We start from the raw sequence: 21493 nt of genomic DNA on the forward strand, positions 1-21493 counted from the left end.
GTGACTCGCCCGCCGGGGCGAATTCCCGGCTCCGGCCTCACACCAAGCACGACGTACCAAGTCGAAACGCCAAGACCCTCACCCCACCCTCCGGCACGCCGCCAACGCGTCCAACCCCGCCTTGTAGGTCGGCGTCCGCACATCCATCACCCCCAGCACCGTGTGATAAAGGTTGTCATGCGTCAACGGCGCATCGAGCCCCCCCTCCATGCAGGCGCTCGACAGCCCCGCACGCTCGCGCATGTGCGGCCCGAACCACATCACCATCGGAATGTGCTTCTGCACCTCCGGTGCAAAGCTGTAAGGCACGCCGTGCAGGAACAGCCCGTACTCGCCCAGCGACTCCCCGTGGTCGCTCAGGTAGAGCATGGCCGTGTCGTAGCGCCCCGACTGCGCCTGCAGCCAATCGATGGTCTTGCCCAGAAAGCGATCGGTGTACGCGATCGAATTGTCGAAGCCGTTCACCAGCTCCGCGTGGCTGCACTCCGCCAGCGCGTTGGTCTTGCATTCGGGCACGAAGCGCTTGGCGTCCGGCGAGGAGCGCTTGTAGTACGCAGGGCCATGGCTGCCCATCTGGTGCATCACCAGCACGACCCCCTTGGCGCGGCGCTCGGCAGGCAGAGCGGCCAGGCGCTCGTCCAGCCCCCGGAGCATGGCGTCGTCCAGGCATTCGTCGCCGTCGCACAGCGCGCTCTTCACCTCCGGTGCAAGCTGGTCGAAGGCGAAGGCATGCGGAACGCGGTCGCACACACCCTTGCAGCCGCCGGGCTGGTTGTCCAGCCAGAACACCGCGAGGCCGGAGGCCTGCAGCACGTCCATCAGGTTCTCGTAGTCGTCCTTGCGCGCCTCGAAGGCTGCCTTGCCGACCGGCGAGAACATGCAGGGCACGGAAGCCAGCGTGTTGGTGCCGCAGGAATGGACGTCGCGCCAGGACAGCACCTTGCGCGCGGCCAGCGCCGGCGTGGTGTCGCGGGCATAGCCGTTGAGCCCGAAATGATCGGCCCGCGCGGTCTCGCCGACCACCAGCACGAAGAAGGGCGGCCGGGCCTGTGCCGCGTAGCTGGCGCCCAGCGCGGTGCCGCCGGAGATCGGGATCAGCTTGCGGCTGCGCTTGAACAGCGGCTTGAGCACCACCGATGACGCGGAATAGATGCTGGCCAGCGGATTGATCATGTAGCGAAGATGGACGTTGTTGCGCATCAGCGGCGCGAGCTGCCGGTTCATCGCCAGAGCACCGCCGGCTGCCAGCGCGACGGCTGCCGCGAGCAGCAGCGCGTTGCGCCATGCCTGCGACAACAGGCCCATGGGCGCCACGCGCATGCGCCACAGGGCCCAGGCCGGCGCGGCCGACACCAGCACGATGTGGAACAGCAGGCCCCAACCCATGAGGTCGCGTGCTTCGTGGAGGTCGGTCTGCATCGCATTGGCCAGCATGCTCGGGTCCATGACGGCGTGGTAGCTCAGCATGAAATGCTGCGCCACGGCAGCGACCACGACCACGGCGAACCACAGCGGTTTCATCCAGCGCGACCAGGCACTCAGCGCCAGCAGCGCCACGGTGCCGCAGACGATGAGCAGCGTCATCAGCGCAACCTGGGGCAGGTAGATGCTGGGCGCGCCGCCGATGCGTGCGAGCTCTTTCCACAGCGGCCAGTTGGCGGCCAATGCGAGATAGAGGCTCAGCCAGACGACCACGCTGCGCGCCGAGCGGGGCTGCGCCAGCCAGGCGTCGATGCGCCGCCATGGGGAAGCGGTGGCTTCCACGGCGCGGGCCTGCGCCAGGGGTGCGGCAACGGAGCGATCGGCAGAGAGGACGGAAGGCTGGACAGTCGAGAAAGGCATCCGGCGAGTCTGGACAGCCGGACTGAAGACTCACTGAATGCCGGGCTCAGCTTTCGTTCAGCTTGGGCACGGCGCCCACCCGCGCATCGCGCCTGACGGACCTCGATCGCAGCAGCGCATCCACGGCGAGGCCGGTGGTCCAGCAGAGCCAGGCGGTCCACAGCGTGTGGCTCATGTAGTGGGCCCCGCGCAACTGCTGCGCCAGGCCCAGCAGCAGCCCGGCCGCCAGCGCAAGGGCGAGCCACGCCCGCGCCGCGGACGGCGCGGCGCGCCGCAGCACGAACCAGGCTCCGACGTAGGCGAAGCCCGCGGAGGCATGGCCGGCCGGGAAGCAGCCACCGGGCCCGCCGTCGCGCACGCCCCAGCTCCAGTGCGACACGTCGCGAGCCAGGCCACCGAAGGCCTTCAGGTCCCAGGGGCAGCTGGTCGCGCTCGCCTGCTTGACCAGCGACACCACCAGCACGCCGGCCAGCACGGTGAAGGCGAGCTGGGCCCGCTCGCGCATCCGAAGGCGGCGCAGCAGGCCCACCGGCCAGCGGATGGCAGCGAAGAGTGCGATCAGGAACAGCCAGCTCAACGACCTGGCGCCCTCGTGCATCACATGCACCAGGAACGCGTTGTCGCGCCACGGAAAGCCCATCGGCGTGCCCGCGAGTCGGGCCAGCGCGAGGTCGAGGCCGGCGGCATCCCAGGCCAGGAGCAGGAGCAAGGTCAGGAGTGTCCAGGCAAGGGGCCGCCTGGGGGGCATGGAAGAACGCATGGAGGCGCGAGCCTAAGTCCGCCTGCTGAACGTTGGCTGAAGGGGGCCTGCCCTAGACTCCGGTTCTTTGGAAAAGGAAGGCGACGTGCGCATATTGCTGGTCGAGGACGATGCTGCGCTGGCCAGTGCAGTCTGCAGCTACCTCGAGGCCAAGGCTTTCGTGGTGGACGTGGCGCCCGGCCTGGCGCAGGCGCGGGCGGCGCTGGCGGCGGTGCAGTACGCGGCCGTGCTGCTCGACCTGCACCTCCCCGACGGCGAAGGCCTGTCGCTGCTGCCCGACGTGCGCGCCCTGCGCGACCGCCCGATCGTGATCGTGCTCACCGCGCGCGACCAGGTCACCGACCGCATCCGCGGCCTGGACGCCGGCGCCGACGACTACCTCATCAAGCCCTACGACCCGGCCGAGCTGCTGGCGCGCCTGCGCGCGGTCGAGCGCCGCCGCAGCAGCGCCAGCACGCCGGTGCTGCACTTCGGCACGCTCGAGATCGACCTGGCGCGCGACCTGGTCCGCAAGAATGGGATCCCGGTCACGCTGACGCAAAAGGAATGGGCGCTGCTGCGCGTGATGGCGACGCGGCCCGAGCGCATCCACACGCGCGAGAACCTGGCCGACGCACTCTACGGCTTCGGCGACGAGGCCGACAGCAACACGCTGGAGGTCTTCATCAGCCGCCTGCGCCGCAAGTTGGGGCGCAGCCACATCCAGACGCTGCGCGGGCTGGGCTACCGGCTGTCCTTCTCGCCCGAGGAAGAGGACGAATGAGGTTGGGTTTTCTGCAGCAGGCAGAAGCCGAGCTCGGTCCGCGCGATTCGCTCGCCGGGCGGCTGACGCGCACGCTGATCGTCTGGGTCGGCGGGGTCTGGCTGCTGTGCGTGCTCGGCGTGGCCTGGTACGTCGACCGCGAGATCAACCACAATTTCGACAACGAGCTCGCCGAGGTCGCCCATCGCACCTTCGACACCGCGGTGCGCGAGTTCGACAAGCTGCACGACGAACGCCCGGGCGCCGCCCTGCCGCTGATCCCGCCGCCGCAGCTGTACCCCACCGATGCGGTGCTCTACCAGATGGTGGACGTGCACGCGCGCGTGCTGCTGCGTTCCTCCGAGGCGCCGGCCAATGCCTTCGACGTGCCGCTGGCGAAGGGCTTTGCCGACAGCGAGGCCTGGCGCATCTACACCGCGCGCCATCCGACGCTCGGGCTCTACCTGCAGGTTGCCGACCCGCTGGACGAACGCCGCACGGCGCTCAACCGCACCCTGCTCGGGCTGACCATTCCGCTGATCGCGATGCTGCCCCTGCTGGCGCTGGTGCTGCGCAACGTGGCGCGAAGCGAACTGCGCGGCCTGCAGGTGCTGGCCGGCGAGATCGCGGTACGCAACGGCGCGGACCTCCGGCCGATCGGGCTCGCGGGCTTGCCGCGCGAGCTGCGATCGGTCGGCGACGACGTCAACCGGCTGCTGGAGCGGCTGTCCCACGCGCTGGACGTCGAGCGCGCGCTCGCGGCAAACGCGGCGCACGAGCTGCGCTCACCGCTCACGGCGGCCCGGCTTCGGCTGCAGACCGCGCTGGAGCACGACCTGCGCCGCCACGACGTCGAGGCCGCGCTCGATGCGCTGGAGGTGCTGGGCCACCGTGCCGAGAAGCTGCTGCAGCTCTCGCGCGCCGAATCGGGTGCCTCGTTCGCGCGCGGCCAGGTCAACCTGGTACAGCTCGCGGGCACCGTGGCGCAGGAGTTCTGGAAGGACGCGCGCGTCAACGAGCGCCTGTCGCTGAAGGTGCCCGACGCCGACGCGCCCCTGGTGCTCGGCGACGTGGATGCACTCGCGATCGCGCTGCGCAACCTGGTCGAGAACGCCTTGCGCTACGGCAGCGGCCGTGTCGCGATCGAAGTGATGGCGCCCGGCACCCTCGCGGTGCGCGACTTCGGCCCGGGCGTCGGCAGCGCGCAGCTGCGCACATTGCAGCAGCGCCACGTGCGCCACAGCGCCGACCGCGCGGGCTACGGGCTGGGGCTCTCGATCGTCAACACCATCGTCGAGAAGCACGGGGCGCGGCTCGAGCTGTACTCGCCCCCGCCGGGGGCAGCGACGGGATTCGAGGCGCGGATCGTGCTGGACGCGGCCTGATCTTCAAGAGCGCTCAGCTCACGATGGTGCGCAGCCAGTCCGGCAGCGGCAGCGCCTTCTGCTTCGGAAAGTCAACCCAGATGGTGGTCGCGCCGCCCGCCGCGCAAATGACGTCCGGCGCATCGGCGCGGGCCATGGTGGCCCAGCTCTCGAAGGTGGTGCGGCCGGGGTCGCTCACGTACATCCTGAGGAGCACATCGCCCGGGTACTCGAGCTGCTTGTAGAAGTTGCAGAAGGCATTGACGATCACCATGCCCTGCCCCGCCGGCGAGGGCTCGGCGCCCAGCGAGTGGAACCAGTCGATGCGCGCCGTCTCCAGGTAGCGGAAGTACGTGGCGTTGTTGAGGTGGCCCATTGCGTCCATGTCGCCCCAGCGGATCGGGATCGTCATTTCGTAGACCAGCTTCTTGACTTCGGGGATTTCGATTCTCATCGGTGTGCCTTGATGGATGCCAGGATGCCCAGGACGAACAGCAGCGCCGCCGCGAGCTCGCTCGCGTGCGGCCAGCGGCCGTCCCACAGAAAAGAATAAAGCAAGGCGAACAGCGTCTCGCTCACGATGAGCTGGCCGCACAAGCTGGCCGAGAGCCGCTGGCTGGCGATGCTCCAGAGCACGGTGGCCAGCCATGAAGAGCCGAGGCCGCCGGCCAGCGCCAGCACCGCGAACAAGGCGCCGTCGGGCTGCGCGCGCAGGGTTGCCAGGTCGGAGCCCGCGGCGAGCCACAGCAGGAAGGCTCCCAGGCAGGTTGCGATGCCGAGCCAGTTGGTCCAGTCCGCCGCATGCACCTCGGGATGGCGCCGCAGCCACGCGGCGTTGAGCAGGCCGAAGGCTGTCCAGCTCGCCATCGCCAGCACGGCCAGCACCAAACCCCAGCCGAAATGCGCGCGCCCCGTGCCGCCGATGCCGCCCTCCGGCCAGGCGGCCCACACCATCAGCGCGAGGCCGGCGGCGGTGAGTGCGAGCCCGGGCAAGAGGGCCTGCATGCGCAGTCCCGCGGGCCGGCCCAGCAGCATCATCCAGACCGGGATGGTGCCGATGATCAGGCTGGGCACCTCGGTGCCCGCATCCACGATCGCGAAGGCGAGCAGCAGGTAGTAGCCGGTGAAGCCCAGTCCGCTCAGGGCCAGCACGGCGCAGGCCTGTCGCGCATCGGGCCAACGGTGTGCCGTCGGCCGCCACCAGACGGCCACCCCCGCCACCGCGCCGAAGACGATGAAGCGCGCCGCCGTGATGTCCACCATGCCGAAATGACCCACCATGCGCGGCGCCACGAAGACCAGGCCCCAGAGCGCCCCCGCAGCCAGGCCAGCCGCGACGCCGAGGACGTCGCTGCGGCTCAGAGCGCGTATCCGTCGTCCGCCGCGATCACGGCGCCATTGACGAAGTGGCTCTGGCCGCTGGCCAGCAGCACGATCAGCCCGTCCAGGTCCTCGGGCTTGCCCAGGCGCTTGCGCGGCAGGGCGCCGACCAGCTTCCGGCCGTCGTCGGAGGCCCAGTGGTCCTCGTTGTTGTCGGTCGTGATGTAACCGGGGCACAACGCGTTGACATTGATGCCGAAGCGCCCCCATTCGAGCGCCATCGCCTTGGTCATCTGCACCACGGCGGCCTTGCTCATGCAGTAGACGCCGATCTTGGGGATCACCTTCAGCGCACCCACCGAGGCGATGTTGACGATGCGCCCGCCGATGTAAGTGCCGGGCGCCGCGCCGCGGGCCCGGGCCAGCATGCGCTTGCCCACCTCCTGCGCGATGAAGAAGGCACCCTTGACGTTGGCGTCGAAGATGAAGTCGTAGTCCTGCGGCTTCACCTCCTCCAGCCGCTGGGTGGTGCTCACGCCCGAGTTGTTGACCAGGATGTCGATGGGCCCGACCTCGGTCTCGGCCCTTGCCACCGCGGCCTTGATGCTGCCCATGTCAGTCGCATCGAGCTCCACCACGTGGGCATCGCCGCCCTCGCCCTCGATGCGCGCGCGCAGCTCCTTGAGGCGGTCGGTATGGCGGCTGGCCAGCACCACCGCGGCGCCGGCGCGGGCCAGGGTCTTGGCGAACTGCGCGCCGAGCCCGCTCGACGCGCCGGTGACAAAGGCCACGCGGCCGGAAAGATCGATGCTGTAAGCCATGAGGAGGTCCTGTTGAGAGCCACCGGGACGACGTGCCGGAGGCACGTTGGGCGCCGCATAAAATGGCCCGGCCTTCGCGGCGCCTCGCCCCTTCAAAACCATTATCGACCAGACCCCACATGACGCACGACGAAATCCTCGCCCAGTTCGGCCCCCGTGAAGCCATGGAATACGACGTGGTGGTGGTGGGCGCCGGCCCGGGCGGGCTGGCGACCGCCATCCACCTCAAGCAGCTGGCGGCCTCGCACGGCAAGGACATCTCGGTGGTGGTGCTCGAGAAGGGCTCGGAGCCCGGCGCCCACATCCTGTCGGGCGCCATCATGGACCCGCGTGCGCTCTACGAGCTGCTGCCCGACTGGGAGGAGCAAGGCGCCCCGCTCAACCAGCCGGTGACGCAGGACACCTTCCTGATGCTCAGCGAGACCGGCGCCTACCGCACGCCCAACTTCCTGCTGCCCAGGAACTTCCACAACGAGGGCAACTACATCGTCAGCCTGGGCAACGTGGTGCGCTGGCTCGCGCAGCAGGCCGAGGCGCTGGGCGTCGAGATCTTCCCGGGCTTCCCCGCGGCCGAGGTGCTCTACACCGACGACGGCAAGGTGCGCGGCGTGGCCACCGGCAACATGGGAATCGGCAAGGACGGCGAGCCGACCGAGAATTTCCAGCTCGGCATGGAGCTGCACGCCAAGTACACGATCTTCGCCGAGGGCGCGCGCGGCCACCTGGGCCGCCAGCTCATCGCCAAGTACAAGCTCGACGTCGGCAAGGACCCGCAGAGCTACGGCATCGGCATCAAGGAGCTGTGGGAAATCGATCCGGCCCGCCACGAGCCCGGCCTGGCGGTGCACACCGCGGGCTGGCCGCTGCCGCCCGACACCTATGGCGGCTCGTTCCTGTACCACGCCGAGAACAACCAGCTCATCGTCGGCTTCGTGGTCGGCCTCGACTACCAGAATCCGCACATGAGCCCCTTCGAGGAGTTCCAGCGCTTCAAGACGCATCCGAACATCCGCTGGTACTTCGAAGGCCAGGACAAGGGACTCAAGGCGCCCAAGCGCCTGAGCTACGGCGCCCGTGCCATCACCGCGGGCGGCCTGCTTTCGCTGCCCAAGACGGTGTTCCCGGGCGGCGCACTGGTGGGCGACGACGCCGGCTACCTGAACGCGAGCCGCATCAAGGGCAGCCACGCCGCCATCAAGACCGGCATGCTCGCGGCCGAGGCCGCCTACGACGCGGTGATGGCCGGCCGCCAGCACGACGAGCTCGCCGCCTACCCCGCCTCGTTCGAGAAGAGCTGGCTGTACCGGGAACTGAACAGGGCGCGCAACTTCAAGCAGTGGTTCAAGAAGGGCCTGACGGTGGGCACGCTGATGACCGGCATCGAGCAGTACGTGCTGCGCGGCCACATCCCCTGGACGGTGCACCGCCACCAGGCCGACCACGAGCGCCTGAAGAAGGCCGCCCAGTGCAAGAAGATCGCCTACCCGAAGCCGGACGGCAAGCTCACCTTCGACCGGCTCTCCTCGGTGTTCGTCAGCAACACCAACCACGAGGAAAACCAGCCCGCGCACCTGACGCTGAAGAACGCCGCGGTACCCACCGAGATCAACCTGCCCGAGTACGCCGGCCCCGAGGCCCGCTACTGCCCCGCCGGGGTCTACGAGTTCGTCGAAGGCGAGAACGGCAAGCCGCGCCTTCAGATCAACGCGCAGAACTGCGTGCACTGCAAGACCTGCGACATCAAGGACCCGACGCAGAACATCGTGTGGGTCACGCCGGAAGGCGGCGGCGGGCCGAACTACGTGGGGATGTAGGAGCGCCTGCGGACGCATGCGCACCATCAATCTGCGGCGGCGTCTGTTGCTGATCGCAACGGCGGCGATCGTCCCCCTGGCCGTGGTCTACGGCCTCGCGCTCGACGCGTTGTTGAAGGCCCAGCGCGCCCAGACCCAGGCCTCCACGCTCGGCGTGGCAAGAGCCATTGCCACCGCCGTCGACAGCGAACTTCGCATGACCCGCGCCGCGCTGGAAGCACTGGCGCTCACCGAACCGCTGGGCACCACCACGCCGGAGGGCCTGATCGAGGCCCACGAGCTCGTCACCGCAGTGCGGGCATCTCATCCGGAATGGCGCGACCTCCTGTTGGCTGCGCCGGACGGCCGCATTCTCTTCAGCAGGGAGCAAAGCCCCCTCACGCCCGGCCCGAGCGTCGTGGATCCGGCGAGCCTTCAGGAAGTCGTGCGCGAGCAGCGGCCCGTGATCGGTGCAATGACGCGTGGGCCCCGCGGCCGGCTCGCATTTTCCGTGCGCGTCCCGGTCGTGCGCAAAGGGGAAGTTCGCCATGTCCTCACGGCCGTCGTCGACCCCGAGGCGATCACCGCCGTCCTGCACCGGCAGCGTACCCCGGAAGGATGGACGGTTTCGGTGTTCGACTCGAGGCAGGCGCGCGTGGCGCGCAACGTGGACGACGAGCGCCTGCGCGGAACGCCACCAAGCGACACATTGCTCGAGCTCCTTGCCAGGATCGGGCCTCAACGCGACGGGGTGGGCTCCACCACCACCGTCGAAGGCGTGCGGGCAAGGACGGCGATCGCGCGGATGGATTCAGCTCCCTGGATGGTGGTGCTCGGCGCGCCAGTGGCCGCATCCGAAGCTGCGTCGCGCCGCCTGTTCATGGCGTACGGCGGTGGCCTGCTCATCTCCCTCTGCTTCGGTGGCCTGGCTGCCTGGTGGATCTCGCGCGGCGTGACGCGGCCAATGGACCTTCTTCGCGCCCAGGCAGATGCCATGGGACGCGGAGAAGCGCTGCCGGCGCAGAAGTCGGGGGTCACCGAAGTGGACGCGGTTGCCGTGGCCTTGGCCACGGCTTCCGAGCAACGGCGCCGCGGCGAAGCCGAGCGCCAGCATCTGCTGGAGGGCGAGCGCCTGGCGCGCGCCAACGCGCAAGCGGCAGAGCAGCGGCTGGCGCGCCTCGCGGACGCCAGCACAGTGCTCTCGCAGTCGCTGGAAGAAGAATCGACACTCGCAGCCATCGCGCAAGTGATCGTGCCGGCGATCGCCGACCTCTGCCGCATCGATCTGCTCGATGAAAACGGCGCGCTGCAGCGCAAGCTGACGCACCATTTCGACCCGGCGCGCAGTGCCTTCGTCGAGCAACTGGTCAGTACGCGCACGGCGCCGCAGGTCCCCGGCTCGTTCCCTTGGGCGATCTCCACCGGGAAAATGTTCCTGCTCAACCTGGACGACATCGAGGCCGTCGACAAGCTGGACCCCGAGCTCAAGGAGTTCACCCGGATCGTCGGCATCACGGCAGGCTGCATCGTGCCGCTGGTCGCGCGCGGCCGTACGATCGGCGTCATGGCCGTATTGCAGGCCGAATCGCAGCGGCGCTTCAGCGCCGAAGATGGATCGCTGATCGGGGAGCTGGCGCAGCGCGTCGCGCTGGCGCTGGACAATGTCCGGCTGCTCCAGCAGGCGCGCAGCGCCCAGCACCAGGCCGAGCAGGCCAACCGGTCGAAAGACGAGTTTCTCGCGATGCTGGGACACGAGCTGCGCAATCCGCTCGCGCCCATGGGGCTGGCCCTGCAACTCATGGCACGCCGCGATCCCCAGGCCTTTCCGCGCGAGCGCCAGATCATCGAGCGACAGGTTCGACACCTGTCCCGCATGGTCGATGACCTGCTGGACGTGTCGCGCATCGTCGCGGGCAAGATCACCTTGAAGACCGAGTCGGTGGACATGCGCGATGTCGTCGCCCGGGCCCTCGAACTCACGCTTCCGGCGCTGCAGGAACGCGATCGGATGCCGGAGGCGCAGATGCCCTCGGCGCCCGTCCTGGTGCAAGGGGACCCGCTGCGCCTGGCCCAGATCGTGGGCAACCTCCTGACGAACGCGGCCAAGTTCACCGATCCCAAGGGCTCCATCCGGATCCAGCTTGCCAGCGACACTGCGGCCCCTTCGCCGCAAGCGGTGCTGCGCGTCACGGACGATGGCATCGGGATCACCCCCGACCTGTTGCCGCGCGTGTTCGAGCGGTTCGTGCAGGGCGAGCAGGCGCTGCACCGGGCCGCCGGCGGGCTGGGCCTCGGCCTGCCCATCGCCCAGAGCCTGGCGCGCCTGCACGGCGGGGAGATCACGGTGGAGAGCGCAGGTGCCGGAAAGGGCACCACTTTCGAGGTACGACTGCCCTTGCACGCGGGGCCGGACGAAGCGACCCGGCCCGGCACACCTGCCGCGGCCGCGCCGCCGACGCTGTCACTGCTGATCGTCGACGACAACAAGGATGCGGCCGAAGCGCTCGCCAGCTGGCTCGAGCTCGAAGGGCACGAAACGCATCTGGCATTCTCGGCCGAAGAGGCGCTGGGCGTGCTGAGCCGCAAGCCCTGCGACGGCGCCGTCATCGACATCGGTCTTCCTGGCATGAACGGCTATGACCTGGCCACCCGCTTGCGTGCCGAAGCTGCAACGCGTTCCATGGCACTTGTGGCATTGACCGGCTATGGACGGGAGGCCGATCGCCAGCGGGCGCTGCAGGCCGGCTTCGACGACCACTTCGCCAAGCCAGCGCAGGCAGAGATCCTGTTGGCGCGGCTTGCCCAGATCTACAGGAAAGGTCGAGCGTCGACATAGGGCGATAGACTGCGCGCCTGAAGGAGACACCATGCACATCGTCATTACCGGCGGCGCCGGTTTTCTCGGCGCCCGGCTGGCCCGCACACTGCTCGCGCAAGGCAGCCTCGCACTCGCTGGCGCCGCGGCGCAGCCCATCGAGCGCATCACCCTCGTCGACCGTGCCCCGCCCCCGCCCGATCTCACGACCGACCCGCGCATCGCAGCCGTCGTCGGCGATCTCAATGCACAGCTGGCCGATGCCGGCGCCGCCTACTGGGCCGGCGCCGATGCCGTCTTCCACCTGGCCGCGGCCGTCAGCGGCGAGTGCGAGGCCGACTTCGACCTCGGCATGCGCAGCAACTTCGGTGCCACCAATGCCCTGCTCGAACGCCTGCGCGCTGCCGGCACTGCGCCGGTGCTGGTGTTCTCGAGCTCGCTCGCGGTCTTCGGCAACTCGCCCGAGCAGCCACTGCCCGAGGTCATCGACGACGACACACTGCCCACGCCGCAGACCAGCTACGGCATCCAGAAGTTCATCGGCGAGCAGCTGGTGGCCGACTACACGCGCAAGGGCTTCATCCGGGGCCGCAGCGTGCGGCTGATGACGGTGAGCGTGCGCCCCGGCCGCCCCAACGGCGCGGCCTCGGGCTTCTTCAGCGGCATGATCCGGGAGCCGCTCGCCGGCATCCGCGCCGCCTGCCCCGTGCCCGACGAAACGCCGGTGGCACTGGCCTCGCCGGCCCGCACCATCGAAGGCATCGTCCGCGCCGCCGAGGCGAGCGATGCGCAATGGGGCCCGCGCACGGCGCTCAACCTGCCCTCCCTGGGCCTCACCGTGGGCGACATGGCCGCGGCGCTCGAGCGCGTGGCCGGGCCAGCCGCCACCGCCCTGCTGGACCGCACGCCCGACCCGGCGATCCAGCGCATCGTGAAGACCTGGCCGGGCCGCATCGAGGCGCGGCGCGCGCGCGGCCTGGGCCTTTTGCCCGATGCCAGCTTCGAGGACGTGATCCGCGATTACGTCCGTGAAAATCCCGACGCCGTGAAGCTGCCGACCAATGCATAGTCATACGTTTGCTAAACGTCACATCAAACGTCACATCGACAGGAGACTCCCCATGAAGTTGAACCGCTTGGCCGCCGGCCTCGTCCTCGGCCTCGGCATGGCCTGCGCAGCCTTTGCGCAGACCGCCATGAAGATCAGCATCTCGACGGCGCAGAACTCGCACCAGGGCGTCGCCATCGACACCTTCGCCAAGGAAGTGGCGGCACGCACCAACGGCCGCTACAAGATCGAGACCTTCTACAACGGCTCGCTGGGCGGCGAGCGCGAATCGATCGAGGCGGTGCAGCTCGGCACCCAGGAGCTGGCCTTCTCCTCCACGGGCCCCGTGCCCAACTTCGTACCGGAGACCAAGATCCTCGACGTGCCCTTCCTGTTCCGCGACAAGGCCCACGCGCGCGCGGTGCTCGACGGCCCCATCGGCCAGGAACTGCTGACCAAGTTCGACGCCAAGGGCTTCAAGGCCCTGGCATGGGCCGAGAACGGCTTCCGCCACATGACCAACAGCAAGCGCGACGTGAAGGCACCGGAAGACCTCAAGGGGCTGAAGATGCGCACCATGGAGAACCCGGTGCACATCGCCGCGTACAAGGGCCTGGGCATCATCACCACGCCGATGGCCTTCCCCGAAGTGTTCACGGCGCTGCAGCAGGGCACCGTCGATGGCCAGGAGAACCCGCTGTCGGTGATCATGGCGGCCAAGTTCTCGCAGGTGCAGAAGCACCTTTCGTTGACCGGGCACGTCTACTCGCCCTGCATCTTCGTGATGAACAAGGCGGCCTTCGACAAGCTCAGCGCGGCCGACAAGACCGCCTTCCTCGAAGCCGCCAAGGTGGCGGTGAAGGCGAACCGCGACCGCGTCGACCAGGACGACGCCAACGGCGTGAAGGAACTGCGTGCCCAGGGCATGACCGTGATCGAGAACGTCGACAAGGCGAAGTTCGTCAGCACGCTGGCGCCGGTCAATGCCGAGTTCGAGAAGCAGTTCGGCAAGGCCAACATCGACAAGATCCGCAATTTCAAGTGAGCTTCCTGCCGCGATGACCCGCGGCGCGCGCCCGCGCAGCACTGGCTCGCGGGCGCTCTTTTTTTCCGACCCTTCGCATGCCTCGCTCATGAAATCCGCCTTCCTCCGGTTCGACCGATGGACAAGTTCGCTGTCCATGGCCGTCGCCTGCCTGATGCTGGTGATCGCCTCGGCGCTCGGCGTGTTCCAGATCGTCACCCGCTTCGTGCTCGAGCAGCCGGCCGAATGGTCGGAGATCCTGATCCGGGTGAGCCTGATCTGGATGGTCTTCATGGGCATTCCCACCGCCTTCCGACAGGGTGCGATGGTCAGCGTGGACGTGCTGTACCGCTGGAGCCCGCCGAAGATGCGGCGCGTGCTCGATTGGCTGGTGTGCCTCGCAGCGCTGACGCTGATCGCGATCATCATCTGGTGGGGCTGGGACTACGCGAAGCGCGGCGGCGTGCAGTCGATGGCGGGACTCGAGTCGATCTCGATGTTCTGGGCCTACGTGGCGATGCCCATCGGCGGCCTGTTCAGCGTGATCGGCATCGTGGGCAACCTGCTCGATCCGCAGCGGCAAGAGCTGGAGACCGCGCAATGAGCGCCGCACGGCAGCCCGAAGCCGCGATCGTGGAGGTCCTATGACACCGGTGATGGTCGCCACGATGGTGGTGTGCTTCGCACTGACGATCTCCGTCGCCGTCTCGATCGGCCTGGCCTCCATCGTCGGCATCCAGGCCTCGAACGCGAACATGCTGATCTCCGTGAAGGAGATGTTCAACGCGATCAACAAGTTTCCGCTCGCGGCCATCCCCTTCTTCATCCTCGCAGGCAACCTGATGGAGACCGGCGGCATCTCTCGCCGCCTGGTGGAATTCGCCAAGAGCCTGGTGGGCGGCGTGCAGGGCGGCCTGCCCATGACCTGCGTGCTGACCTGCATGATCTTCGCGGCGGTGTCGGGCTCCTCGGTGGCCACTACCTTCGCCATCGGCGCCATCCTGATCCCGGCGCTGATCAAGCACGGCTACCCCACCGGCTACGCGGCGGCGCTGCAGGCCACGAGCGCGGAGCTCGGCGTGATCATCCCGCCCTCCATCCCGCTGATCCTCTATGGGGTGAGCGCAGAGGTGTCGATCGGCGAACTGTTCATCGCAGGCCTCGGCCCGGGCATCCTGATCAGCCTGGCGCTGATGGCGTTCGTCTATGTCTACTGCAAGCTCAAGGGCCTGGGCAAGAACGACGGCGACGGCCGCCTGGGGGTGGGCGTGGCCACCTGGCGAGCGGGCTGGGCGCTGCTGATGCCGGTGATCATCCTCGGCGGCATCTACGGCGGCATCTTCACGCCCACCGAGGCCTCGGCCGTGGCCGTGCTCTACGCGCTCGTCGTCGGCATGCTGATCTACCGCGAGATCAAGCTGCCGCAACTCTATGCGGTGCTGCGCAAGTCGGTGATCTCGTCGTCGGTGATCATGTTCATCATTGCCAACGCAGGGCTGTTCGCATTCCTGATCACGCGCGCCGGCGTGCCGGAGGCCATCGGCCACTGGCTCGAGGCCGTGCTGCAGTCGCCGGCCATGTTCCTGCTCGGCGTGAACGCGGCGCTCTTCATCATCGGCATGTTCATCGAGACCAGCGCGGCCATCATCGTGCTGGCGCCGATCCTCGCACCGGTGGCGATGCACTTCGGCATCGACCCGGTGCACTTCGGGCTGGTGATGGTGGTGAACCTGGCGCTGGGCATGATCACGCCGCCCTTCGGCGTCAACCTGTTCGCAGCCTGCACGGTGGCGCGCATCTCGCTGGACCGCATCGTCGGGCACCTGGTGCCCTTCGTGCTGGTGATACTGGCCTGCCTGATGGTCATCACCTACGTGCCGGGGCTTTCGCTGGCGCTGCGCGATCTCGTCTACGCAAAGTAGCCGCAGCTTCGAGGCGCGGCCGCATCCTGCGCCTGCCGCCGGCCGAGCCGGGGCGTGCGCCGAGACAACATGGGGTTACAGCGCGGATCGCGACACGGCGTCTTCGCTGACAACCGAAGCCCCTTCTTCTTGAATACGCTCTGAAAGCGTTGCAGCCGCTTCCAGCGGTGAGCGCCGCCGTTTGCCGCATTGAGGCGGTAACATCCTTGCGCGGCCGCGACCGTTTTTCTTCTCTCCCCTGCACGCATGACAAGCTACGGTTTCGTTCACTTGGAATTTGGCGACCAGCACCGCGACCGTTCGCTCCAGGTGCTGGAGAAGCTGCGAACCCGGCTGGCCCAGGACGGCGACCGCTTCTCGAGCGTGATCGTCGACAACGCCCGCGCCAGGCCGGCCGAAAGCACGACCGGCATGGCCTCCGAGCAGGGCCTGGTGGTCCCTGGCGACAACAGCAACCGCGAATTCTCAGGCTGGGACAGCGGCGTCGAGACCCTGCTCGCTCGCGGCGAGCAGCCCGACGTCTGGCTCTTCTCGAACGACACGGTCGCCCTCAACCACGCCTGGAGCGAGCGCCGGCTGGAGCGCTTCGGCGGCGAGATCCGCAAGCTCGCGCTGCACCCGGGCCCGTGGCTGTTCGGCGAGATCAACGACTTCCCGCGCTCGACCATGACCCCGATGGGGCCGCTGCTCGAATGGGTGTCGACCTACTGCTTCGCGATGAACGACACCCTGCGTCACCGGCTGGGCACGCTCTCGCCCGGCAATGCGCTGCTGGATTCGCTGGTCAACGAGCGCTTCGAACCGGGTCGCGGCGTGTTCCGCGACCATGTGGGCGAGGCCTATGTCGATTTCGTGTCCGCCTGGCTCATCAGCGACGAGGGCCAGGGCATGCAGAAGAAGCGCCGCTTCAAGTGGGACCACGAATGGCACAAGGCCAGCCCGCTCGGCCCCGACAACTTCGAGGACCTGCGCATGAAGGCGCGCTGCTGCCTGTCGGAACACATGCTGAGCCTGCGCGCCCGGCAACTGGGCGCCGATATCCGCTCGCCTTACGACGCCCGCAACGCGCGCGAGCACATCCGGCGCTCGCTGCAGTTCCTCTCGGACAAGCTGTGGGAGAAATTCCTGCTGCGCCGGCTGCGGCTGGAGCGCTCGTAGCTCGTCAAGTCCTGTTTCCCTTACACTCTTCCGAGTCAGGAGAGAGCCCCGCAACGCGGAGCCGCCGAAGGCGCAGGGCCCATCGAACGAAAGGCCCGAACGCTCAGGCAAAAGGACTGACGAGGCGCCCGTGTTTCCGGGCGTTTCCTTGCTGGAGAGAGGCGGCTTTGCTTGAGTGAAGGCCGCCCACCGAAGGAGCAAACCTCGATCGTGGGGCGAATCTCTCAGGTAAAGCGGACAGCAGGGGTGGCCCATGGCTTGACCGCCATGGATCCGGACTGCCCCCTGATGGAGAGTGCCTTGGCCTCCGCTTCCGACGACCTGCAAAAGACCCCGCTGTACGACCTGCACGTGGCGCTCGGCGCCCGCATGGTGCCCTTCGCCGGCTATTCGATGCCGGTTCAGTACCCCGCCGGCCTGATGGCCGAGCACAAGCACACGCGCACGGCCGCGGGCCTCTTCGATATCGCGCACATGGGCCAGCTGCGACTGATCGGGCCCGAGGCCGCTGCCGCCTTCGAAACCCTGATGCCGGTCGACGTGATGGGCCTGGCGCCGGGCAAGCAACGCTACGGCCTGCTGCTGAACGACGAGGGCGGCATCCTCGACGACCTGATGTTCTTCAACGAAGCCCACGATTCGATCTTCGTGATCGTCAATGGCGCCTGCAAGGCCGGCGACATCGCGCACATCCAGGCGAAGATCGGCCACCGCTGCCAGGTGCAGCCCCTGCCCGATCACGCCCTGCTCGCGCTGCAGGGGCCGCAGGCCGCGGCCGTGCTGGCGCGCCTGTCGCCCGGCATCGAGCGCTTCGTCTTCATGACCGGCGGCGCGGTGCAGATCGGCGGCATCGCAGCCTTCGCCACGCGCAGCGGCTACACCGGCGAGGACGGCTTCGAGATCTCGGTCGCCGCCCGCGATGCGGAGGCACTGGCCCGGCTGCTGCTGGCGCAGCCGGAGGTGCAGCCCGTCGGCCTGGGCGCACGCAACTCGCTGCGCCTGGAAGCCGGCCTGTGCCTCTACGGCAACGACATCGACACCACCACCACACCGGTCGAGGCTTCGCTCAACTGGGCGATCCAGAAGGTGCGGCGCAGCGGGGGCGCGCGCGAGGGCGGCTTTCCGGGCGCGGCCCGGGTGCTGGCGCAACTCACGGCCGACACCGGCACTGCCGGCCATGTCGCCCACGAGACGCTCAAGCGCAAGCGCGTCGGCCTGGTGGCGCTGGAGCGCGTGCCGGTGCGCGACGGCACGCTGCTCGAGTCCTTCGAAGGCCTGCCCATCGGCCAGGTGACCAGCGGCCTGCTGGGCCCCACGGTCGACCGGCCCGTCGCGATGGGCTATGTCGCCCGCGCCTATGCCGAGCCCGGCACCCGCCTGCAGGCCATCGTGCGCGGCAAGCCGGTGCCGATGGAGGTCAGTACGCTTCCCTTCGTGTCAGCCCGGTACTACCGCGGCTAGCGCTTCCTCTTTCCGCTTTCCCTTTCCCTTCCCCCAGGAGCCATTTCATGACCATCAAGTACACCAAGGACCACGAGTGGGTGAACGCCGAGGGCGACACCGCCACCGTCGGCATCACGCTGCATGCGCAGGACGCGCTGGGCGACGTGGTCTTCGTCGACCTGCCCCAGGTCGGCCAGGGCTACGCCCAGGGCGAGGTTGCCGGCGTGGTCGAGTCGGTCAAGGCCGCGGCCGACGTGTTCATGCCCGTCGCGGGCGAGATCACCGAGGTCAACGAGGCGCTGCGCGCCGATCCTTCGCTGGCCAACAGCGCGCCCGAGGGCGAAGGCTGGTTCTTCAAGATGAAGATCACCGAGCCCGCTCAGATCGACGCCCTGCTCGACAAGACCGACTACGACAAGTTCGCCGACGAGGCCTGAAAGCGGACACCCAAGGTTCCCCCGATCCCCGCCCTCCTGTTCACCGCCATGCCGAAGTCCTCCCTGCCTTCCCTGCCCACCCTCGCCGATCTCGAGAACGCGGGCGAATTCATCGCCCGCCACATCGGCATCGAGGCCGATGACGAGGCGCGCATGCTCGCCGCCGTCGGCTCGAAGACGCGCGCCGAGCTGATCGACGGCATCGTGCCCCCGGCCATCCGCCGCAGCCACCCCATGCGCCTGCCCGCGCCGGTCACTGAAGCCGGCGCGCTGGCCGAACTGCGCGCCATCGCGGCAAAGAACAAGGTGGCGAGGAACTTCATCGGCCAGGGCTACTACGGCACCCACACGCCCGGCGTGATCCTGCGCAATGTGCTGGAGAACCCGGCCTGGTACACGGCATACACGCCCTACCAGGCCGAGATCTCGCAGGGGCGCATGGAGGCGCTGCTCAACTTCCAGACCATGGTCTGCGACCTGACCGGCATGGCCATTGCCAATGCCTCCATGCTCGACGAAGCCACCGCCGCGGCCGAGGCAATGACGCTGGCGCGCCGCAGCGTCAAGAGCAAGAGCAACGCGTTCCTCGTCTCCGGCGACTGCCATCCGCAGACCATCGAGGTCATCCGCACGCGCGCCGCGCCGCTGGGCATCGAGGTCAGGGTCAGCACCGTCTCCGAGACCCTGCCGCACCTGATGGCGAGCGGCGACTTCTTCGGCGCGCTGGCGCAATACCCCTCCACCACCGGCCACGTGCACGACCTGCGCCCGCTGGCAGGCCATGCCCACGCGTGCGACGCCGCCTTCTGCGTGGCGGCCGACCTGCTGGCGCTCACCCTGCTGGCGCCGCCCGGCGAATGGGACGCCGACATCGTCTGCGGCACCACGCAGCGCTTCGGCATGCCCTTGTGCAACGGTGGCCCGCACGCAGCCTACCTGGCCTGCCGCGAGGAGTTCAAGCGCTCGCTGCCCGGACGGCTGGTCGGCGTCAGCGTCGACACGCAAGGCCGGCCCGCCTACCGGCTGGCGCTGCAGACGCGCGAACAGCACATCCGCCGCGAAAAGGCCACCTCCAACATCTGCACCGCGCAGGTGCTGCCGGCCGTGGTGGCGAGCATGTATGCGGTCTACCACGGGCCGGAAGGTCTGACGCGCATCGCCCAGCGCGTGGCCGCCCTCACCGCGATCCTGGCGCAAGGCCTCGAGCAGATGGGCCGCGAGCTTGCCAACGCCACCGCCTTCGACACGCTCACCGTCCTGACCGGCGACGACACGCCGAAGATCCTGGAGCGCGCCCAGGCCGCCTCGGTCAACCTGCGCCAGGGGCTGCAGCAACACCTGGGCATCTCGCTGGACGAGACCAGCACGCGCGCGGACATCGAGACGCTCTGGGCCCTGTTCGTGCCCGCCGGCACGCCGATGCCGCGCTTCGAGGAGCTCTCGGCCACGGCCGGCGCACGCATCCCGCCTGACCTGCGCCGCAGCAGCGCCTTCCTCGCGCACCCGGTGTTCAACACCCACAAGAGCGAGACCTCGATGCTGCGCTACATCCGCAGCCTCTCCGACAAGGACCTGGCGCTCGACCGCAGCATGATCCCCCTGGGCAGCTGCACCATGAAGCTCAACGCGACCAGCGAGATGATCCCCATCACCTGGCCCGAGTTCGCGGACATCCATCCCTTCGCCCCGGCAGAACAACTGCGGGGCTATGCCGAACTCGATGCGCAGCTGCGCGCCTGGCTCTGCGAAGCCACCGGCTATGCGGGCATCAGCCTGCAGCCCAACGCCGGCTCGCAGGGCGAGTACGCGGGCCTGCTGGCGATCAAGGCCTTTCACGAAGCCCAGGGCCACGGCCACCGCAACGTCTGCCTGATCCCCTCCTCCGCCCACGGCACCAACCCCGCGAGCGCGCAGATGGTGGGCATGAGGGTGGTGGTGACGGCCTGCGACGCACAGGGCAACGTGGACATGGACGACCTGGCCCGCGCCTGCGAGCAGCACCGCGACGACCTGGCCGCGGTGATGATCACCTACCCCAGCACCCACGGCGTGTTCGAGACCCGCGTCAAGGAGCTCTGCGAGATCGTGCATGCCCACGGCGGCCGCGTGTACGTGGACGGCGCCAACATGAACGCGCTGGTCGGCGTGGCCGCGCCCGGCGAGTTCGGCGGCGATGTCAGCCATCTCAACCTGCACAAGACCTTCTGCATCCCGCACGGCGGCGGCGGGCCCGGCGTGGGACCGGTGTGCGTGGTCGAGGACCTGGTGCCCTACCTGCCCGGCCACGTGAGCGGAGGCCTCCCCTCGAACGGCGTCGGCGCCGTGTCCGCCGCGCCGCTGGGCAATGCGGCGGTGCTGCCGATCAGCTGGATGTACTGCCGCATGATGGGCGCGGAAGGCCTGCAGGCCGCGACCGAGACCGCAATCCTCAGCGCCAACTACATCAGCGCCCGGCTCAAGGAGCACTACCCGACGCTCTACGCCAGCCCGAACGGCCATGTGGCGCACGAGTGCATCCTGGACCTGCGCCCGCTCAAGGACTCCAGCGGCGTGACCGCCGAGGATGTGGCCAAGCGCCTGATCGACTACGGCTTCCACGCGCCCACGCTGAGCTTCCCGGTGCCCGGCACGCTGATGGTCGAGCCGACCGAGAGCGAACCGCTGGCCGAGCTCGATCGCTTCATCGACGCGATGATCGTGATCCGCGGCGAGATCCGCCGCATCGAGGAAGGCATCTGGCCCCGCGAGGACAACCCGCTGAAGAACGCGCCGCACACGGCCGACAGCCTGCTCGCCAGCGAATGGGCCCACCCCTATTCCCGCGAGCTCGGCGCCTTCCCGATCGCCTCGGTGAAGAACGCCAAGTACTGGCCGCCGGTGGGCCGTGTCGACAACGTCTACGGCGACCGCAACCTGTTCTGCAGCTGCGTGCCGGTCGCCGACTACGCGGGATGACGTCGGGCGCGCGTCGGCGGAAATAGGCCTTTGCCTACGAGGGCCGCGG

Annotated in this window: 17 protein-coding genes and 2 riboswitches; of the genes, 12 read left to right on the forward strand and 5 right to left on the reverse strand. The window is 68.6% G+C overall.

The annotated features are described in order from the left end of the window. Positions 1–78: 78 nt before the first annotated feature. The gene (locus APY03_RS28640) at positions 79–1842 is read right to left on the reverse strand and encodes a phosphoethanolamine transferase (protein ID WP_068682303.1); all 1764 of its coding nucleotides are present in this window, start codon (positions 1840–1842) and stop codon (positions 79–81) included. Between the two features lie 46 nt (positions 1843–1888). After that, a complete protein-coding gene (locus tag APY03_RS28645; protein ID WP_083944621.1) occupies positions 1889–2590 on the reverse strand; it encodes a phosphatase PAP2 family protein in 702 nt (233 codons plus the stop codon). 97 nt (positions 2591–2687) lie between these two features. Here APY03_RS28645 and APY03_RS28650 point away from each other — a divergent pair, with 97 nt between their 5' ends. Together APY03_RS28650 and APY03_RS28655 are read left to right on the forward strand one after the other, a co-directional pair. Further along, on the forward strand, positions 2688–3365 hold the full coding sequence (locus APY03_RS28650) for a response regulator (protein ID WP_068682307.1): 678 nt from the start codon (positions 2688–2690) through the stop codon (positions 3363–3365). Then, positions 3362–4729, forward strand: a complete 1368-nt coding sequence (locus APY03_RS28655) for a sensor histidine kinase (protein WP_068682308.1) — start codon at positions 3362–3364, stop codon at positions 4727–4729. The genes APY03_RS28650 and APY03_RS28655 overlap by 4 nt, the downstream gene beginning before the upstream one ends. A gap of 13 nt (positions 4730–4742) precedes the next feature. On the opposite strand, the gene APY03_RS28660 is transcribed toward APY03_RS28655, so the two are convergent. The 3 genes from APY03_RS28660 to APY03_RS28670 are packed head-to-tail and all read right to left on the reverse strand — an operon-like array spanning position 4743 to position 6849. Next, positions 4743–5162, reverse strand: coding sequence for an acyl-CoA thioesterase (locus APY03_RS28660; RefSeq protein ID WP_068682311.1), 420 nt, complete (start codon positions 5160–5162; stop codon positions 4743–4745). Then, positions 5159–6070, reverse strand: coding sequence for a DMT family transporter (locus APY03_RS28665; RefSeq protein ID WP_083944625.1), 912 nt, complete (start codon positions 6068–6070; stop codon positions 5159–5161). Before APY03_RS28665 ends, APY03_RS28660 begins: the two co-directional genes overlap by 4 nt. Beyond that, positions 6067–6849, reverse strand: a complete 783-nt coding sequence (locus APY03_RS28670; protein WP_068682316.1) for an SDR family oxidoreductase — start codon at positions 6847–6849, stop codon at positions 6067–6069. The genes APY03_RS28665 and APY03_RS28670 overlap by 4 nt, the downstream gene beginning before the upstream one ends. Positions 6850–6968: 119 nt before the next feature. Here APY03_RS28670 and APY03_RS28675 point away from each other — a divergent pair, with 119 nt between their 5' ends. From APY03_RS28675 to gcvP, 10 genes are all read left to right on the forward strand, one after another. Beyond that, complete coding sequence (locus tag APY03_RS28675; protein ID WP_068682317.1) at positions 6969–8663, forward strand: electron transfer flavoprotein-ubiquinone oxidoreductase; 1695 nt, start codon at positions 6969–6971, stop codon at positions 8661–8663. Between the two features lie 16 nt (positions 8664–8679). Next, positions 8680–11478 (forward strand): hybrid sensor histidine kinase/response regulator, encoded by a 2799-nt coding sequence (locus APY03_RS28680; protein ID WP_068682318.1) that lies wholly within the window; start codon positions 8680–8682, stop codon positions 11476–11478. A 31-nt stretch (positions 11479–11509) separates the two neighbouring features. Continuing rightward, a complete protein-coding gene (gene denD, locus APY03_RS28685) occupies positions 11510–12526 on the forward strand; it encodes a D-erythronate dehydrogenase (protein ID WP_068682320.1) in 1017 nt (338 codons plus the stop codon). A 52-nt stretch (positions 12527–12578) separates the two neighbouring features. After that, a complete protein-coding gene (locus APY03_RS28690; protein WP_068682321.1) occupies positions 12579–13550 on the forward strand; it encodes a TRAP transporter substrate-binding protein in 972 nt (323 codons plus the stop codon). 88 nt (positions 13551–13638) lie between these two features. Next, complete coding sequence (locus APY03_RS28695) at positions 13639–14133, forward strand: TRAP transporter small permease (protein ID WP_068682426.1); 495 nt, start codon at positions 13639–13641, stop codon at positions 14131–14133. A 40-nt stretch (positions 14134–14173) separates the two neighbouring features. Further along, a complete protein-coding gene (locus APY03_RS28700) occupies positions 14174–15451 on the forward strand; it encodes a TRAP transporter large permease (protein WP_068682323.1) in 1278 nt (425 codons plus the stop codon). A gap of 246 nt (positions 15452–15697) precedes the next feature. Continuing rightward, on the forward strand, positions 15698–16609 hold the full coding sequence (locus APY03_RS28705; protein ID WP_102905734.1) for a hypothetical protein: 912 nt from the start codon (positions 15698–15700) through the stop codon (positions 16607–16609). A gap of 26 nt (positions 16610–16635) precedes the next feature. Further along, a riboswitch (glycine riboswitch) is annotated at positions 16636–16738 on the forward strand. A gap of 12 nt (positions 16739–16750) precedes the next feature. Next, positions 16751–16860: riboswitch (glycine riboswitch) on the forward strand. Between the two features lie 37 nt (positions 16861–16897). Further along, a complete protein-coding gene (gcvT, locus tag APY03_RS28710; RefSeq protein WP_068682428.1) occupies positions 16898–18070 on the forward strand; it encodes a glycine cleavage system aminomethyltransferase GcvT in 1173 nt (390 codons plus the stop codon). 47 nt (positions 18071–18117) lie between these two features. Then, the gene (gene gcvH, locus APY03_RS28715) at positions 18118–18489 is read left to right on the forward strand and encodes a glycine cleavage system protein GcvH (protein WP_068682327.1); all 372 of its coding nucleotides are present in this window, start codon (positions 18118–18120) and stop codon (positions 18487–18489) included. A 48-nt stretch (positions 18490–18537) separates the two neighbouring features. Beyond that, complete coding sequence (gene gcvP, locus APY03_RS28720) at positions 18538–21444, forward strand: aminomethyl-transferring glycine dehydrogenase (protein ID WP_068682329.1); 2907 nt, start codon at positions 18538–18540, stop codon at positions 21442–21444. Positions 21445–21493 lie beyond the last annotated feature (49 nt).

Origin of the sequence: Variovorax sp. WDL1 (assembly GCF_001541225.1) — a bacterium.
In the GTDB taxonomy this organism is placed as follows: domain Bacteria; phylum Pseudomonadota; class Gammaproteobacteria; order Burkholderiales; family Burkholderiaceae_C; genus Variovorax.